This is a genomic window from Rhodanobacter koreensis (genome assembly GCF_054782855.1).
Genome location: NZ_BAAGRR010000002.1, coordinates 868,092 through 884,957, shown reverse-complemented (window position 1 = coordinate 884,957; position 16,866 = coordinate 868,092). Strand labels below are relative to the sequence as shown.

12 protein-coding genes are annotated in these 16,866 nt (G+C 64.2%); 7 read left to right on the top strand and 5 right to left on the bottom strand.

The genetic code is table 11. From position 1 onward, the window contains the following. Positions 1-4: 4 nt before the first annotated feature. Together typA and ACYVKM_RS09820 are read right to left on the bottom strand one after the other, a co-directional pair. Positions 5-1,831 carry a translational GTPase TypA gene (gene typA, locus ACYVKM_RS09825; protein ID WP_460877411.1) on the bottom strand — a complete coding sequence of 609 codons (1,827 nt, stop codon included), beginning with the start codon at positions 1,829-1,831 and terminating at the stop codon, positions 5-7. 174 nt (positions 1,832-2,005) lie between these two features. Continuing rightward, the gene (locus ACYVKM_RS09820) at positions 2,006-3,403 is read right to left on the bottom strand and encodes a GntP family permease (RefSeq protein WP_460877410.1); all 1,398 of its coding nucleotides are present in this window, start codon (positions 3,401-3,403) and stop codon (positions 2,006-2,008) included. A 202-nt stretch (positions 3,404-3,605) separates the two neighbouring features. Here ACYVKM_RS09820 and ACYVKM_RS09815 point away from each other — a divergent pair, with 202 nt between their 5' ends. From ACYVKM_RS09815 to ACYVKM_RS09805, 3 genes are all read left to right on the top strand, one after another. Further along, a complete protein-coding gene (locus ACYVKM_RS09815; protein WP_460877409.1) occupies positions 3,606-5,837 on the top strand; it encodes a TonB-dependent receptor in 2,232 nt (743 codons plus the stop codon). A gap of 89 nt (positions 5,838-5,926) precedes the next feature. Further along, a complete protein-coding gene (locus ACYVKM_RS09810; protein ID WP_460877408.1) occupies positions 5,927-6,964 on the top strand; it encodes an extracellular catalytic domain type 2 short-chain-length polyhydroxyalkanoate depolymerase in 1,038 nt (345 codons plus the stop codon). A 136-nt stretch (positions 6,965-7,100) separates the two neighbouring features. After that, positions 7,101-10,409, top strand: coding sequence for a PAS-domain containing protein (locus ACYVKM_RS09805; protein ID WP_460877407.1), 3,309 nt, complete (start codon positions 7,101-7,103; stop codon positions 10,407-10,409). A gap of 136 nt (positions 10,410-10,545) precedes the next feature. Here the strand turns inward: ACYVKM_RS09805 and ACYVKM_RS09800 are convergent, their stop codons facing one another. Continuing rightward, positions 10,546-11,106, bottom strand: coding sequence for a hypothetical protein (locus ACYVKM_RS09800; RefSeq protein WP_460877406.1), 561 nt, complete (start codon positions 11,104-11,106; stop codon positions 10,546-10,548). Between the two features lie 101 nt (positions 11,107-11,207). Beyond that, the gene (locus ACYVKM_RS09795) at positions 11,208-11,867 is read right to left on the bottom strand and encodes a response regulator transcription factor (protein WP_460877405.1); all 660 of its coding nucleotides are present in this window, start codon (positions 11,865-11,867) and stop codon (positions 11,208-11,210) included. A 197-nt stretch (positions 11,868-12,064) separates the two neighbouring features. Here ACYVKM_RS09795 and ACYVKM_RS09790 point away from each other — a divergent pair, with 197 nt between their 5' ends. The 3 genes from ACYVKM_RS09790 to ACYVKM_RS09780 all read left to right on the top strand — a co-directional run bounded on the left by ACYVKM_RS09790 (position 12,065) and on the right by ACYVKM_RS09780 (position 15,002). Continuing rightward, positions 12,065-13,813 (top strand): 3-hydroxybutyrate oligomer hydrolase family protein, encoded by a 1,749-nt coding sequence (locus ACYVKM_RS09790; RefSeq protein WP_460877404.1) that lies wholly within the window; start codon positions 12,065-12,067, stop codon positions 13,811-13,813. Between the two features lie 105 nt (positions 13,814-13,918). Next, positions 13,919-14,428 carry a peptidylprolyl isomerase gene (locus ACYVKM_RS09785; protein ID WP_460877403.1) on the top strand — a complete coding sequence of 170 codons (510 nt, stop codon included), beginning with the start codon at positions 13,919-13,921 and terminating at the stop codon, positions 14,426-14,428. 145 nt (positions 14,429-14,573) lie between these two features. Continuing rightward, entirely contained in the window at positions 14,574-15,002 is a 429-nt protein-coding gene (locus ACYVKM_RS09780; RefSeq protein WP_460877402.1) for a YidB family protein, read from the top strand. 106 nt (positions 15,003-15,108) lie between these two features. On the opposite strand, the gene ACYVKM_RS09775 is transcribed toward ACYVKM_RS09780, so the two are convergent. Further along, positions 15,109-15,375, bottom strand: a complete 267-nt coding sequence (locus tag ACYVKM_RS09775; protein ID WP_460877401.1) for a GlsB/YeaQ/YmgE family stress response membrane protein — start codon at positions 15,373-15,375, stop codon at positions 15,109-15,111. Between the two features lie 212 nt (positions 15,376-15,587). Here ACYVKM_RS09775 and ACYVKM_RS09770 point away from each other — a divergent pair, with 212 nt between their 5' ends. After that, entirely contained in the window at positions 15,588-16,787 is a 1,200-nt protein-coding gene (locus tag ACYVKM_RS09770; RefSeq protein ID WP_460877400.1) for an aminotransferase class I/II-fold pyridoxal phosphate-dependent enzyme, read from the top strand. Positions 16,788-16,866: the final 79 nt, after the last annotated feature.

Below are 16,866 nucleotides of genomic sequence, written 5' to 3'. Positions count from 1 at the left end.
CAACTCAGCCGCGCGAGGCGCGCTTGCGGTCGTTCTCGGTGAGGTGCTTCTTGCGCAGGCGGATCTCCTTCGGGGTGATCTCGACCAGCTCGTCGTCGTCGATGAAATCCAGCGCCTGCTCCAGCGAGAACTTGATTGCCGGGGTCAGCTGGATCGCATCGTCCTTGCCCGAGGCGCGCATGTTGGTCAGCGGCTTCGGCTTGATCGCGTTGACGGTGAGATCGTTGTCCTTGGCGTGGATGCCGACCAGCTGACCCTCGTAGACCGAGTCGCCCTCCGCCGCGAACAGCTTGCCGCGATCCTGCAGCGGCCCCAGCGAATAGGCGGGCGTGGTGCCGCCACCGTTCGCAATCATCACGCCATTGAGGCGCTTGGCGATCTGGCCTTCTTCCTTCGGACCGTAGTGATCGAACACGTGGAACAGCAGGCCCGAGCCCTGGGTGAGGGTCTTGAACTGGTTCTGGAAACCGATCAGGCCGCGCGCCGGGATGAGGTACTCGAGGCGCACGCGGCCCTTGCCGTCCGGCTCCATGTTCTTCAGCTGGCCCTTGCGGACGCCGAGGCGCTCCATCACCGGACCCTGGTGGGTTTCCTCGAGATCGACCACCAGCTGCTCGATCGGCTCCATCTTCTGGCCGTCGATCTCCTTGATGATCACTTCCGGACGCGACACGGCCAGCTCGTAGCCTTCGCGGCGCATGTTTTCGATCAGCACCGACAAATGCAGTTCGCCACGGCCCGAGACAAGGAACTTGTCGGCATCGGAGCCATCCTCGACGCGCAGGGCGACGTTGTGCACCTGCTCGCGTTCGAGACGGTCGCGGATCTGGCGGCTGGTCAGGAACTTGCCGCCCGAGAGATCCTTGTTGCCGGCGAACGGCGAGTTGTTGACCTGGAAGGTCATGCTGATCATCGGCTCGTCGACGGTCAGGGGTGGCAACGCTTCCGGAGTGTCCAGCGCGCAGATGGTGTCGGAAATGGTCAGTTCCTGGATGCCGGAGATGGCGACGATGTCGCCCGCCTCGGCGCTGTCCTGCTCGATGCGCTCGAGGCCGAGGAAGCCGAGCACCTGCAGGATCTTGCCCTGGCGCTTCTTGCCGTTGCGGTCGATGATGGCGACCGGCATGTTCTTCTTCAGCGCGCCGCGCTGGATGCGTCCGATGCCGATGACACCGACGAAGTTGTTGTAGTCCAGCTGACTGATGCGCATCTGGAACGCACCGTTCGGATCCACTTCCGGCTTGGGGGCGTGGTCCATGATGGCCTGGTACAGCGGGGTCATGTCGCCTTCGCGGACGGAGTCGTCGAGGCTGGCGTAGCCGTTCAGCGCCGAGGCGTACACGATCGGGAAATCCATCTGTTCGGAAGTGGCGCCGAGGCGGTCGAACAGATCCCACACCTGGTCGACGACCCACTGCGGACGTGCGCCCGGGCGGTCGACCTTGTTGATCACCACGATCGGCTTGAAACCCATGGCGAACGCCTTCTGCGTCACGAAGCGGGTCTGCGGCATCGGGCCGTCCATCGCGTCGACCAGGATCAGCACGGTATCGACCATCGACAGCACGCGCTCCACCTCGCCGCCGAAGTCGGCATGGCCGGGGGTGTCGACGATGTTGATGCGGTTGCCCTGCCAGGTGATGGCCGTGTTCTTGGCCAGGATCGTGATGCCACGCTCCTTTTCCTGATCGTTGCTGTCCATCACGCGCTCGGCCAGCACGGTGCGCTCGTTGAGCGTGCCGGACTGTTTCAGCAGCTGGTCGACGAGCGTGGTCTTGCCGTGATCGACGTGGGCGACGATGGCGATATTGCGCAGATTTTCAATGGACATGGGATCGACTCGGGTGGCGCTTGGAGCCACCACGTGGGTTATCAGAGGGTTAACCCGAGAATTATACGGATTTATGTGACAACTTGCCCGTATTCGTGCGCGAGCCCTGTTCAGGGGGCGATGGCTGCCGTCATGGCCCCATCGGCGCACGGCTGGCCACGGAGCGGCGTCGGTCTAGACCATGCCGGTGAAATAGTACGCGGCAATCACCACCAGCACGGCCAGCGTCTTGATCACGGTGATCGCGAAGATGTCCTTGTAGGACTGCCGGTGGGTCAGTCCGGTGACCGCCAGCAGGGTGATCACGGCACCATTGTGCGGCAGCGTGTCCATGCCGCCGGAGGCCATCGCGGCGACCCGGTGCATCACCTCCAGCGGAATGCCGGCCGCATGCGCATTGGCGATGAAGGTATCGGCCATTGCCGCCAGCGCGATGCCCATGCCGCCGGAGGCCGAGCCGGTGATGCCGGCCAGCGCGGTCACGGTGACCGCCTCGTTCAGCAGCGGGTTCGGAATCGTGTGCAGCGCATCGGCCACCAGCTTGAAGCCGGGCAGGGCCGCGATCACTGCGCCGAAGCCGTATTCCGAGGCGGTATTCATCGAGGCCAGCAGTGCGCCACCGACCGCGGCCTTGCTGCCATCGGCAAACTGGCGCGTCACGGGTCGCCAGGCAAACGCCAGCACGCACAGGATGCCGACCAGCAGCGCACCTTCCACCGCCCAGATCGCAGCGATCTTGGCCACTTCCTGCACCACCGGCTTGGCTTCGCCGACCACGCTGGGCAGGAATGATTGGGTCTCGCCGTAGACACGGGGGATCAGGTCGGTGAACAGCTTGTTGCAGACGCCGACCAGCACCAGCGGCAACAGCGCGATCAGCGGGTGGGCGAGCTTGCCGTAATCGAATGGCACCGGTTCGTTGAGCAGGTTGTCACCATAACCTTCACCCGCGGCGGCAGCCTTGCGCCGGCGTGATTCCAGATACGCCAGGCCCACGATCAGGATGAACACGGCGCCGATCGTGCCCAGCCACGGCGCCGCCCATGCGTTGGTGCCGAAGAACGCGGTGGGGATGATGTTCTGGATCTGCGGCGTACCCGGCAACGAATCCATGGTGAAGGTGAACGCGCCAAGCGCGATGGTGCCGGGGATCAACCGCTTCGGGATGTTGCTGGCGCGGAACAGCTCGGCCGCGAATGGATACACCGCGAACACCACCACGAACAGCGACACCCCGCCGTAGGTCAGCAATGCGCATACCAGCACGATCGACAGGACCGCGCGGCTGCGCCCGACCAGGCCGATGGTGGCGGCGACGATCGCCTTCGAGAAACCGGACAGCTCGATCAGCTTGCCGAATACCGCGCCGAGCATGAACACCGGAAAGTACAGCTTGAGGAAGCCGACCATCTTGTCCATGAACAGGCCGGTGAACATCGGTGCGACCAGCGACGGCTCGGTCAGCAGCACAGCCCCCAGCGCAGCGATCGGCGCAAACAGGATCACGCTGTAGCCGCGATACGCCGCGAACATCAGGAAACACAGCGCAGCCAGCACGATCAGGAAAGCCATCCTTGCGGATCCTCGGGAGACAACGTCGGAATCGACGAGGGCCGAGTATCGGCGCGTGCCAGCCGCGCGGGCACTGTACGAAGGTACAAGTGTCGTGTCAGTGCCGGCTGCCTACTCTTCGTCGCATCAGCATCCATCGTCGATGGCTGCGTCACTGCCTGCATCCTTCAGCGATGGATGCGCCAAGTCGAAAGGGGAAGTCATGAAGCGCACGTATCTGAGTCTGGCGATTGGTCTGGCGACGACTGGCCTGCTGTTTGGCGCACCGCTGTATGCGCAGCAAAGCAGTACCAGCACAGCTCCGGTTGACCAGGCCAAGCCGGCCAACGCCAAGCAGCTCGGGCAGGTCACGGTGACCGCACGCAAGCGCGAGGAAACCCTGCAGGACGTGCCGATCGCGGTAAGCGCCTTCACTGCGGAGTCGCTGTTCAATCAGAACGTGCAGAACCTCGCCGACCTGCAGGGCAAGGTGCCGTCGCTGCAGATCTATGCCGCGCGTGGCTCCAACACCACACTTACCGCCTATATCCGCGGCGTCGGCCAGGCCGATCCGACCTGGGGCTTCGATCCGGCGGTCGGCATCTATCTCGACGACGTGTACATGGCGCGTCCGCAGGGCACCATGCTCGACGTGTTCGATGTCAGTCGCATCGAGGTATTGCGCGGTCCGCAGGGCAGCCTGTACGGCAAGAACACCATTGGCGGCGCGATCAAGTACGTGTCCGCACCGCTGCCGACCAAGACCGAAGGCGCGGTGGAGACGACCATCGGTACCCACGGCGAAAAGGACGTCAAGGCCAGCGTCGGTGGCGCCAGCGCCGACGGCGTGTGGCGCGGACGCATTGCCTATGCCAGCGAACACAACGACGGCTTCGGCACCGACCTGCTCAGCGGCAGCCGCAACGGCAACAAGAACACCAATGCCGCGCGCGCCACGCTGGGTTTCTTTCCGTCGAGCACCTTCAACGCGCAGTTGACGATGGATGGCGTGCGCGACAACTCCAATCCGCGCGGCGCCAAGATGCTCATCGCCAATTCGTTCGACCCGGGCTATGCACCCTTGTCGAGTGACTACGACACGCGCAGCGGCATGGCGCAGGTCAACCACACCAAGCTCTATGGTGCCGCGCTCACGATGAACTGGATCGCCAGCCAGGACTGGTCGCTGAAATCGATCACCGCCGTACGTGGTTCGTCGACCGGTACCAACATCGACTTCGACACGTTGCCGGAGCAGATCGCGGATGTCGCGGCCGTCTACAAGGATCACCAGTTCACCCAGGAATTCCAGGCCAATTACGATTCCGGCGGTTCCGTGCATGGCGTGTTCGGCCTGTACTACTTCAACGGCACCGCGAGCGGGCAGATCCGCAACATCTTCCTCGGCTCGCCGCCTTACAGCACGCTGGGCTATTCGCAGTACGGCAGCACCGGCGGCACCATCGGTACCAAGAGCTACGCCGGTTACGGCGACTTCACCTGGGACATCAGCCCGGTCTGGAGCCTGGATGTCGGCGTGCGCCTGACCGACGAGAAGAAGACCGCGCTGATCCAGAACTACGGTTACGCGAACGCCAGCTTCACCGATCCGACCTCGACACTGGCCAACTTCACCGGTGCACACACGACGCACAACGTTTCGCCGAAGGTGTCGCTGGACTACTCCGCAACCGATCAGGTCAAGCTCTACGCCAGCTACAGCGAGGGCTTCCACTCCGGTGGCTACAACATCCGCGCGAACTGCTCGGCGATTCCCGAGTCGTGCCGCCCGATCCAGGACGAGAAGGTGCAGTCGTTCGAACTGGGCAGCAAGATGACCTTCTTCGACGACAGCCTGATGATGAACACGGCGCTGTTCCACAACATCTATTCCAACATCCAGCTGTCGGTGTTCACCTCGTACACGCTGCCGAACGGCAGCCAGGGCTTCTTCGGCGATTTCACCAACGCCGGCAAGGGCCATATCGACGGACTGGAAGAAGAGTTTGCCTGGAAGCCGGCCGAGAACTGGACCTTCAGCGGCAACTTCGCCTACCTGCATACCAAGTACACGCAGTTCATGAGCAGTGGCGTGAACATCGCCGACACGCAGAGCTTCACCAATGCACCGAGGTGGTCCGGTGCGTTGAACCTCGAGCGCAGCTTCCCGCTGTCCAATGGCGGCAGCATCACCGGCCGCGTCAACTACACCTACCAGACCAGCGTCTTCCCGGAGACGACCTTGTCGCCGCTCATCGAACAGCCGGCCTACGGATTGTGGAACGCCGGCCTGATCTGGCAGATCAACCAGCCGTGGACGCTGAGCCTGCAAGGCTCCAACCTCGCCAACAGGTCGTATCGCACCACCGGCTACAACATCGCCGCACTAGGCATCGTCACCGGCTTCTACGGCGCGCCGCGGATGGTGACGTTGACCGCACGCTACACGTTCTGAGCCGGGACGTTCGGATGACAACCGGTTCATGCGCAGCCACCATGGTTACGCATGAGCCGGTTGCAGTTGTCGAATCACGGAGATCGTCCATGTCATTGAAAGTCTGGATCCGCTTGTGCGGTTTGTCGCTGTTGCTCGGCAGCGGGAGTGCCTGCGCGGCCCAACCGACAGGTACCTTGCCGAAACTGAAACTTGACCCGTCGCGGGTCGCGGTGGTCGGACTTTCGTCTGGTGCTTACATGGCAACCCAGGCGCAGCTCGCCTATCCGGAGCTGTTCCCGAATGCGGCGCTGGTCGCTGGTGGCCCTTACGGTTGTGCTGGCGGCAAGCTGGACGTTGCCCTTGGCAGCTGCATGAAAGGTGTGCCTGCACCGGATGTCGGGGCTTTGGTGGCAAACGCCACGAAGCGTGCGGCTACCGGCGAGATTGGACCCTTGAAGGATCTCGCCCATGCGCATGTCTACCTGCTGCACGGCAGCGCCGATGCGCTGGTGGCACCGGCGGTGGCCGAGGCCGGGGCGCACTTCTACGAGCAGCTGCGTGACAGCACGCCTGGCCTGAGCGGCATGCAGGTACACGACGATGGCCAGCGCGCGTTCGCACACAACCTGCCGGTGGCCGCCAGCGGTGACGACTGCGACAAATCGGCGTCGCCGTACCTTGGCCACTGCGGCTTCGATGCCGCCGGTGAGATCTTCGCGCAGATGTTCGGCAAGCCGGCCCACGTGGCGGCGCCGGCACGCGGTGAATTGCGCACGTTCGACCAGGATGCGCTGCGTCCCGATGGCGCCGATGCCTTGCTGGCCAAGACCGGCTACGTCTATCTGCCACCGGACTGCCTCGCCGGCAAACCGTGCGGCCTGGTGGTCGCGTTCCATGGCTGCAAGCAGAACGCCGATGCGGTGGGCGAGGCGTTCGTGAAAGATGCCGGCTTCAACCGCTGGGCCGATGTCTATGATGTGGCCGTGCTATATCCTCAGACTCGCGCAAGTTTCGCGCCCTTGAATCCGCAAGCATGCTGGGACTGGTGGGGATATTCCGGAGCCGACTACGACAACCGTCATGGCGTGCAGCTGCGCTGGCTGGTGAACGCGGTACACGTGCTGGGATTGCCGACGACGCATTGATGCTAGTTTCTGCTCCTCCCCCTGCGCGCAGGGGGAGGTTGGGAGGGGGTTGTCCGAGCTTGCAACAAGATCAAAAGCACCCCTCCCCAGCCCTCCCCTGCAAGCAGGGGAGGGAGCCCGCCTTGTGGAACCTTCCATGCTGAGCGCTGGCCTGATCGCCGTTGCCGCGCTGTGCTGGCTGGGCCTCCTGTTCGGCGTGGCACTGCTTGGCGAACGCCGCCCGCAGCTGCTCGAGAAGCGCTGGGCGATCGTGTACGCCTTGTCGCTGGCGATCCACTGCACCTCGTGGACGTTCTACGGCACGGTGACCCAGGCCAGTCGCTCCGGCTGGTGGCTGCCACCGACATTTGTCGGGGCGATCCTGATGTACTTGTTCGCACTGAAATTCCTGCGCCGGATGGTGCAGCTGGTGCGCGAGTACAACGCCGGCTCGCTGGCCGACCTGATCGCGGTGCGGCTGGGACGGCACTCGGGGCTGGCCGCGCTGGTCACCGTGGTGGTGCTGATCGGCATCGTGCCGTACATCGCGCTGCAGCTGAAGGCGGTGGCGATGAGCTACGGCATCCTCAGTCAAGGACAACTGTCCGAGTCGGAGCCGTGGCAGGACAGTGCGCTGTATGTCGCGCTGCTGATGGCGCTGTTCGCGATGCTGTTCGGCACGCGGCGCGCCTCGACCATGGCGCACAACCGCGGGCTGGTGCTGGCGATGGCGTTCGAGTCGCTGTTCAAGCTTGGTGCGATGCTGGCGCTGGGTACGTTGCTGTTCGTCGCGTTGCCGGCGGGCTTGCCGCTCAACGTGCCGTCACCACCGGACAGCAGCGGTTTCCCGGCGCTGATCCTGCTCGGTGCACTGGCGATGTTCACCATGCCACACCAGTTCTATGCGGGCATTGTGGAATGCCGTAACGACGGGCATCTGCGCAGTGCGCGCTGGCTGTTCCCGCTGTACCTACTGCTGATCTCGCTGCCGATCCTGCCGCTGGCGCGGCTGGGCGATGCGTTGCTGGGGCCGAGCGGGGTGTCGTCGGACATGTACGTGCTGGCGCTGCCGCTGGCGCGCGGTGAACACGGCCTGGCGCTGATCGCCTTCCTCGGTGGCCTCAGTGCCGCCACCAGCATGGTAGTGATCGCCACGCTCACCTTGAGCCTGATGGTGGTCAATCACTTCATAGCGCCGCTGCGGGTGAAGGCCGGCTGGGGCCGCGACGAACATGGCGATCTGCGTGGCGAGCTGCTGAACCACCGACGCGTGGCGATCCTGGTGGTGATCCTGCTGGCGTGGGCGTACAGCCGCGTGCTGGCGCGCAATGAGGCGCTGGCCGATATCGGTGCGATCTCGTTCTCCGCACTGGCCGGACTCACGCCGGCGCTGTTGGCCGCGGTATACCGCCCGCAGCTGGGCTCGCGCGCGGTGATGGCCGGGCTAGCGGCCGGCACGCTAGTGTGGATATACGCGGTGCTGCCGTCGCTGCTGCCGTCTGCCTTGCCTTGGCTGCACGTGGGCCCGTTCGGCCTGCACTGGCTGGCACCGGACGATCTGCTTGGACTCGGCGACTGGAACCGGCTGGGTCGTGCGGTGGTGGTGAGTCTGGCGGCGAATGGCGCGGTGATGCTGGCGGTGGCCGGCTCGCGTTATGGTCGGGCCACGCTAGTGGTCAGCGTGGGTCATGTCGGCGTGGCTGAATTGCATGCGCTGGCGGCGCGTTTCCTGCCACCGGAGCGGGTCGAGCACTTGTTCGCCAACGCGCCTGCCAGCGGATCGGCCGGCGCTGTGCGCGTGGCCGAGGTCGAGCACGAACTGGCCGCAGTGATTGGCGCCGCCTCGGCGCGGTTGCTGCTGGAAGTAGTGCATCGGCAGGGACGCGACGATCTGGACACCGTCGTCGCCATCGTCGGCGAGGCGGCACAGGACCTGCGCTTCAACCAGCGCGTGCTGGAAGCAGCACTGGAGAACATGAGCCAGGGCATCTGCGTGGTTGACGCCGAATTGCAGCTGGTGGCCTGGAACAGTCCGTATGCACGCCTGTTCAACTATCCGTCCGAACTGCTGCAGGTGGGCCGCTCGGTCGCCGAGCTGACCCGCTACAACATCGATGCCGGCATGCTCGGCCCCGGTGAAGTCGAACAGCGCGTGCAACAGCGACTCACCCACATGCGCGCCGGCACCCGGCACCTGTCCGAGCGGCGCTTCCCCGACGGCACCATCGTCGAGATCCGCGGCAACCCGATGCCCGGCGGCGGGTTCGTCGCCACCTTCACCGACGTCACCGCGTTCCGTCAGGCCGAAGGCTCGCTCAAGCGTGTCAACGAGACACTCGAACTGCGGGTGGAGGAGCGCACCCGCGCATTGGCCGCAGCGTCGGCGGAAGCGCAGGGCGCGAACGAGGCGAAGAGCCGTTTCCTTACTGCAGTCACGCACGACCTGATGCAGCCGCTGCACGCGGCACAGTTGTTCGCCCACTCGCTCACCGAGCGCGGTGCCGATGCCACCACCGCGCATCACCTCAATGGCGCGCTGGCCGCCACCGAAGGCCTGCTCGCCGGCCTGCTAGACATCGCACGGCTCGAAGGCGGCCGCCTGCATCCGCAGCCGCGCGCGTTTCCGCTGGCCGAGGTGCTCGATCCGCTGGCTGCGGAATTCCGCGCCATCGCGCTCGACCGCGGCGTGCGGTTCGACGTGGCCGGTACGCGCGCATGGGTGCGCTCCGATCCGCAGCTATTGCGCCGCGTGCTGCAGAACTTCCTGTCGAATGCGTTGCGTTATGCGGAACATGGCCGCGTATTGCTCGGTGTGCGTCGGCGTGGCGATCAGTTGCGGGTGGAAGTGTGGGATACCGGCCCTGGCATCGCTCCGGGCGAGCAGCAACTGATCTTCCAGGAGTTCCGGCGCGGCAGTGCTGCGGGCGGCCAGGGACTCGGACTGGGCTTGTCGATCGCGCAACGCATGGCCGGTCTGCTCGGGCATCCACTCGGGCTGCGCTCGTGGCTGGGCCGCGGCAGCGTGTTCGATCTGAGCATGCCGATTGCGCGAGCTGCCATGCGACTACCACCTGTTGCCTATGCGCAGCAGTCGTTGCCGGCCGGTCGTGCGCTGGTGTTGGACAACGAGCCAGCCGCACTCGCCGCACTCAGCAGTCTACTGACCAGCTGGGGTTGGCACGTACATGCCGCGCGCAACGCCGAACAAGCCTTGGCTGTGCCGTGGCGAGCGGACCTGCATATCCTTGATTTCCACCTCGACGGCGGTCACACCGGTTGGGATGTGTGGCATCAGCTACGCGAACGGCACTCCAGTGTGCCAACCGTGATGCTCACCGCCGATCGCGATGGCGAACTGCGTCAGCGCTTGCTCGATGCGGGCGTCGGGGTCTTGTACAAGCCGCTAAAACCGTTGGCGTTGCGGCAGGTCTTGCAGCGGGTGACAGTCGGAGCCGGGCGCGCCTAACGCTGGTATCGAGCTTAGTTCACGCTGTGCCGCTGAAAGCGGTCATCAACAGCAAGCTGGCAGGTTGTCTGTGGTGCAATGTCCGCCTTGGGTCGCAAGCAGACATTCCCCTGTCAGCAATGCTACTCGCCAAGATTCAAGCCGAAGTAGGTGGTCCAGGCATCTGCATGCCCAACTTCGCGTAAAGGTGGTTCCCGATCAGCGCCCGAATACCTTTGCAGGCGATTTCAAGATCAACGCTCGTGTACCCATCGGGAAATTCACTGGATAGATGTGCAAGTCCCTTGTTGGTGAGCTCAAAGATCGCCAACAAGGCACGCTCGCCGCGTTCACGCTTTCCGCCCTTGTAGTCATCTAATGCCGACGACGGCGCCACCATTTCCAGGGTCACCCCATTGACGCTGTAGTGCTCAATCGCAATGTCATCTGGAAGCCGATTCCCCTTCGCCACGAGTTTTCCCTGCTTGGCCGCCAGACCTAAAAACTCCAGCAGTGAACGTGCATGAACAAACCCCACTTCAATCATGGGATTCAGGATCGCACTGGCGTCACCCCGCAAGATAACTTCTCCATTGACAACGACCTCCATGATCCTGGGTGAAGACAGGTCATACAGTTTGTTGTAGGCCCAAAGCATCGTGTCGATTGCCTGAAGCCGGTACGGGATCCACACGTTAAGTACTTCGGTCTTATCCATCGCGTTCGCCCAAGAGTGCCATGGCTTTGATGGTCCGCTTCGGGTCGAAAACGGCTCTTACGAACCATCTTCGGTATCCGTCACTGTGCACAAAGTCTCTCTCATATCACCCGCGCCGGTTCTCCCAAATCCAACGACCGCAGCAACATCCCCGCTTGCGTCCGATTCCTCACCTTGAGCTTCTCGAAGATCGCCGTCACATGCGCTTTCACCGTACGTTCTTGTATCGCCAGCCGGTCGGCGATCTGCTTGTTGAGCAAGCCCTCGGCGAGCAGGGCGAGGACGCGGGACTGCTGTTCCGTAAGGCGGGCGAGGCGGCTGGCGAGGTCGGTGTCGGCTGGATCGGCGGGCAATGCCGCAACGGCGGCGGCAAGATCGGGTGGTAGCCAGTTGCCGCAGTCGAGTACGTGGCGGATCGCTTCGCCGATTTCGGCCGGACTGGCGCTCTTGGGGATGAAGCCGGCGGCGCCGTGATCGAGCACGCGGCGCACGATGCGCGGCTCATCGTGCGCGGAGACCACCAGCACGGCGACGCCGGGATGCTGGCCGCGCAGCGTGGCGAGACCGGACAGGCCCTGGCTGCCGGGCATGTGCAGGTCGAGCAAGACCAGGTCGGTGTCCGGTTCGGCGGCCAGTGCGGCGAGTACGCCGGACAGGTCGGCGGCTTCGCGCACGCGGCAGTCGGGCAGGCTTTCGCTGGCGGCCAGACGCAGCGCGGCGCGGAATAGCGGGTGGTCGTCGGCGATGAGCAGGCTCGTCATGCCGTGGACGTTAGCGGGCTGGGGCACTGCCGTCGAGGTCCGGAGGTCACTGCTGTCATGCTGGACTTTCGTACGATGGCGGTCGCGTGCATGCTTGTTATGGTGGCGGGATGAAAAACTCCGCCCGCGTAATCCCTCTGTTGGTCCTGCTCATGCTGTCGGCTTGTGCTGGCGGCCCTGTGCCCAAGGAACCCGTGATGCGTGATGTCGAGTACGGCGAAGTGCGGATGACCGATCATCGCGGTGGCGATGATTTGCTGAGTGCCGGGTTGGGGCTGGCGGGTCTGGCCAGCGTGCCGCTGCCGTTTGCCGATCCACTGAATCCTACGGCGGAAGAGCTGCGCCGACGCGCAATCCAGACCAGCTGGAAAGGCATTGCCGATCTTGGTCCGTTGGGTGGTTACGGCACGGTCTATGGCGGCGTGCCGGATGTACCCGGTCGCGAATACCAGGCGTTTGCGCGCATCCCCGGTGCACGCGCACCGCATCGCGTGCTGCTGCAGGTACCCGATCATTTCGACCGGCAGAAACGCTGCCTGGTAGTGACTGCCTCGTCGGGTTCGCGCGGCATCTACGGCGCGATCGCGCTGGCGGGTGCCTGGGGTCTGCCGCATGGTTGCGCGGTGGCCTATACCGACAAGGGCACGGGTGCCGGCTACTTCGATTACGCCGACAACAGCGGCGTCGGGCTGGATGGCCGTCGCGCCAAACGTGGCGAGGCCGAGCTGGAGTTCCAGCCCACGCCGGCGCCGCCGACGGCGGGCATCGCGGTGAAGCAGATGAACTCCGGCGACAATCCGGAAGCCGACTGGGGCCAACATGTGATCCAGGCGGCGCAGTTCGGGCTGGCCATGCTCGATCGTGCGTTTCCCGCCGATGCGCCGTTCACCCCGCAGAACACGAAGATCATCGCCACCGGCCTGTCCAACGGTGGCGGTGCGGTGCTGCAGGCTGCAGGTCTCGACAAGGAACATTTCTTCGCCGGCGTGGTGGCGCTGGAACCGAACGTCCACGTGCTGGGCCACGGTCGTGCGATGTACGACTACGCCACCGAGGCGGCGGTCTGGCTGCCGTGTGCGTTGAGCGCCGAGCATTTCGCCAGCGTGCCATTGGCGCGCGGCCCGCGGGGCGTGCCGCTGCCGGCATGGCCGGTGCGCTGCGCCAGCCTGCGCGCGCAGGGCAAGCTGAGTGGCAACACGGTGGCCGAACAGGCGGAGCAGGCACGGCAGTATCTGCATGCCCGCGGCTGGACGGACGAGGCGATGAGCACGGCCGCCAGCACCACCGCGTTCGATCTGTGGCGGGTGATTGCCGCTGGCTATGCCTCGTCCTACCTGCGCCGCGGCGCCACCGACATGCCGTGCGGTTTCCATTACGCCGCGCTCGATGCCAAAGGGCAGCCGGGTGTGGCCGACCCGGCCACGCGGGCGACGTGGTGGGCGGATGGTTCGGGCATTCCGCCGGGCAACGGCATCGGCCTGTTTGGCGGTACCAGTGTCTCGACGGATCCCACCCTGGTCGGCAGCGAGTGCCTGCGCGCACTGTGGACCGGCGACGATCACGAATCGCAGGCGCTGCATGCTTCGATTGCCGCCACCGTGGCCCGGTTGCCGCGCAAGGACCTGCCGCTGTGGGTGGTGCACGGGGCCAGCGACGGATTGTTGCCGACCGCCTTCAGCTCCGAACCTTATGTGGCCTGGCTGCGCGACCAGGGACGCACGCCGGTCTACTGGAAGGTGCCGTACGCGCAGCACTTCGATGCGTTCCTCGTGTTGTCCGGCTTCGGCGACAAGCATGTACCGTTATTGCCGTATGGCTATGCGGCGCTGGATCGGCTGTGGGCGCACCTGTACGAAGGGGCGGCATGGCCAGCCGGGGTACCGACGCCGGCGGCACAGCCACGCGGTGCAGGGGTGCTGGAGCGCAACACGCTTGGCCTGCCTTAGTTCCAGGCGGTCATAGCGCTGCCACACCGGCGGCACTGGAGTATTCTTGGCAGCCCTCGCGCCCGAGCCGTGGCGCGATGCAGCTTCCGAACCCAAGGATTCTCGATGACCATCAATGTCACCTTCACCACCAACCGCGGCCCGATCCACCTGCGTCTGCATGAGGACAAGGCTCCGGTCACGGTCGCCAATTTCGTCAACCTGGCCAGGCGCGGCTATTACGATGGGCTGTCGTTCCATCGTGTGATCGCCGACTTCATGATCCAGGGCGGTTGCCCCGAGGGCAGTGGCCGTGGCGGCCCGGGTTACAAGTTCGAGGATGAGTTCAACGCTTCGCTGCGTCACGACAAGCCCGGTGTGCTGTCGATGGCGAATGCCGGTCCGCGCACCAATGGCAGCCAGTTCTTCATCACCCATGGCGCCACGCCGTGGCTGGACGGCAAGCACAGCGTGTTCGGCGAAGTGCTGGATGCGGCCGACATGGCCGTGGTCAATGCAATCCAGCAGGGTGACGTGATCGAGAAGGTTACCGTGGAAGGCGATGTCGACGCGTTGCTGACCGCACAGGCCGATCGCGTGAAGGACTGGAACGCGGTTCTCGACCAGCGCGGTTGAGTTTTCGTTAGTTAGTGGATTCAAAAAAGAAACCGCCGGCTGTGACCGGCGGTTTCTTTTTGTGCGCGAATGTCATGACAAACGCGGTTTTGCGCGCCTATGATCGGCGGGCTACACACCTATTCACTCATTAAGGAGAACGACCATGTCATTCCTCGATAGTTTGCTTGGAGGGCAGGGACAGCAGGCTGGTGGTACGGGTTCGCTGATCGGTGTGGCGGGCCAGCTGCTGCAGCAGGCCGGTGGCGTGCAGGGTTTGACCAGCATGCTGCAGCAACATGGGTTGGGCGGTGCCGTGCAGTCGTGGGTTGGTACGGGCGCAAACCAGCCGGTGTCGGGCGATCAGCTCGGCCAGGCGCTCCAGAACGGAGGCATGGGTTCGGTGGTACAGGAGGCTGCCAGCAAGCTTGGCGTCGACCCCAGCGTGGTGCTTAACGGTCTTTCGCAGGTCTTGCCGCACGCGGTCGATCATCTGACGCCTGATGGCCAGGTGCCAGCCGCAGGGCAGGGCAGCGGCTTCAATCTCGGCATGCTCGAAGGGCTTGCCGGCAAGCTGATGGGCGGCGCGGCCTGATCATTGCCGTGTGACCCCATAAAATGAAATCGGCGGGATTTACCCGCCGATTTCATTTGTGCTGCCTGCCAGGGACCGACGCTGATGCTTCGGCCGGTGGTGGCGATTACTTGAAGACGAACTGCACAACCAGCAACAGGATGATCGCGCCGACGATCGACATCAGGAAGCCGGCGGTATGGAACTTGGAGTCGGGTGCCGGTGCACTGATCGCCTTGCCGATCAGGCCACCGATCACTGAACCCACGATGCCGACGATGGCTGTCAGCCAGAAGCCGAGGTGTATGTTTGCGCCGAAAACGTGATCGAGGACGAACTTGCCGATCAGGCCAACGAAGAAACCAACGATGATGGACCATATCAGGTGAAACATGGACACCTACCTCCCTGGGTTGCTGTTGAGTCGACCAATTCCACCAGCGACCGTGTGCACATGGTGCGGCGGCGTCCGCATCATGCAACGAGTCGGCTGGATAACACCATAGGAAAAGATCGCGCAAGCTTTTGCGATTCTGCTGGATGCCGCAGCGCCGCATGCTAAAATTCACGGGTTTGCTGACCTCATCCCCTGACGTCGAGGAACCCATGCCCCAGCTTGCCCAGCGTGTCGGCCGCGCCAAACCCAGCGCGATCATGGTGATAGCCGAGAAGGCCAAGCAGCTCAAGGCTGCCGGCCGCGACATCATCAGCTTCTCGATCGGTGTGCCGAACTTCCTGCCCGGCGAGCATGTGTACGCCGCGGCGCGCGAGGCGCTGTCGCACGACTCCGGCCAGTACGGCAGCAACCGCGGCGCCGAGCCGCTGCTGGATGCGTTCCTGAAGCACATCGAGGCGCTTGGTTTCAGTGGCTACAGCCGCATGAACCTCTCGATCGGCATCGGTGCCAAGCAGGTGCTGTACAACCTGGCCGAGGCACTGCTCGACGAAGGTGACGAGATCTGCTTCGCGGCACCGTACTGGACCACCTATCACGACATCGCCGATATCGTCGGTGCCAAGGTCAACGTGCTGCATTGCGGTGCGGCGCAGAACTACAAGCTCACGCCCGTCCAGCTCGACGCGGCGCTGGCGCGCAAGCCGAGGGTGTTCCTGTTCAACAACCCCTCCAACCCCACCGGCATGGTCTATACGCGCGAGGAAATCGCCGCGCTGGCCGAGGTGCTGGTGAAGCATCCGGACACCTGGATCGTCACCGACGACATCTACAACTCGATGGTGTTCGACGGCATCGGTTACCACAACTTCGTGTTCGCCAAACCCGAACTGCGCGAGCGGCTGGTCTTCGTCGACTCGGTCTCCAAGACCTACGGCATGCCGGGCTGGCGCGTGGGTCTGATCGCAGGTCCCGAGTCGGTGGCCAAGGCGGTCACCACGCTCAATTCCAACCACATCACCAGCATTCCGGAAGTGATCACGGCAGCGGCGGTGGCGGCGTTCTCCGGTCCGCAGGACATCCCGCAGGCGAAGTGCGCGGAGTTTGCCGGCAAGCGCGACATCGTCGTCGCTGCGCTCGGCGCGATCCCCGGCGTGGTCTGCCCGCGGCCGCGGGGTGCGTTCTATGCGTTCCCGGATATCTCCGTGGCATTCGGCAAGAGCCACAACGGCACCAAGATCAACAGTGACGTGGAGTTCTGCGCCGCGCTGCTGGAAGCCAAGGGCGTGGCCTGCGTGCCGGGTTCGGCATTCGGCGAGCCGCGCGCCATGCGCATTTCCTACACCTGTCCCACGACACAGCTGGCGCCGGGTCTCGCGCGCATCGCCGAGTTCTTCGCCGAACTGAGCTGATCGATTGTTCCGGCCCGCATCGCAAGGTGCGGGCCTTGTCTTATGCACCTCAAGTTTTATGCACCCCAAGGAGTTGCCA

Excerpts from the sequence above, each read along its gene's own strand:
- ACYVKM_RS09770 (WP_460877400.1), top strand. The coding sequence starts at position 15,588 with ATGCCCCAGCTTGCCCAGCGTGTCGGCCGCGCCAAACCCAGCGCGATC.
- ACYVKM_RS09795 (WP_460877405.1), bottom strand. The coding sequence starts at position 11,867 with ATGACGAGCCTGCTCATCGCCGACGACCACCCGCTATTCCGCGCCGCG.
- ACYVKM_RS09800 (WP_460877406.1), bottom strand. The coding sequence starts at position 11,106 with ATGGATAAGACCGAAGTACTTAACGTGTGGATCCCGTACCGGCTTCAG.
- ACYVKM_RS09785 (WP_460877403.1), top strand. The coding sequence starts at position 13,919 with ATGACCATCAATGTCACCTTCACCACCAACCGCGGCCCGATCCACCTG.
- typA (WP_460877411.1), bottom strand. The coding sequence starts at position 1,831 with ATGTCCATTGAAAATCTGCGCAATATCGCCATCGTCGCCCACGTCGAT.
- ACYVKM_RS09790 (WP_460877404.1), top strand. The coding sequence starts at position 12,065 with ATGCGTGATGTCGAGTACGGCGAAGTGCGGATGACCGATCATCGCGGT.
- ACYVKM_RS09775 (WP_460877401.1), bottom strand. The coding sequence starts at position 15,375 with ATGTTTCACCTGATATGGTCCATCATCGTTGGTTTCTTCGTTGGCCTG.
- ACYVKM_RS09810 (WP_460877408.1), top strand. The coding sequence starts at position 5,927 with ATGTCATTGAAAGTCTGGATCCGCTTGTGCGGTTTGTCGCTGTTGCTC.
- ACYVKM_RS09815 (WP_460877409.1), top strand. The coding sequence starts at position 3,606 with ATGAAGCGCACGTATCTGAGTCTGGCGATTGGTCTGGCGACGACTGGC.
- ACYVKM_RS09780 (WP_460877402.1), top strand. The coding sequence starts at position 14,574 with ATGTCATTCCTCGATAGTTTGCTTGGAGGGCAGGGACAGCAGGCTGGT.
- ACYVKM_RS09820 (WP_460877410.1), bottom strand. The coding sequence starts at position 3,403 with ATGGCTTTCCTGATCGTGCTGGCTGCGCTGTGTTTCCTGATGTTCGCG.
- ACYVKM_RS09805 (WP_460877407.1), top strand. The coding sequence starts at position 7,101 with ATGCTGAGCGCTGGCCTGATCGCCGTTGCCGCGCTGTGCTGGCTGGGC.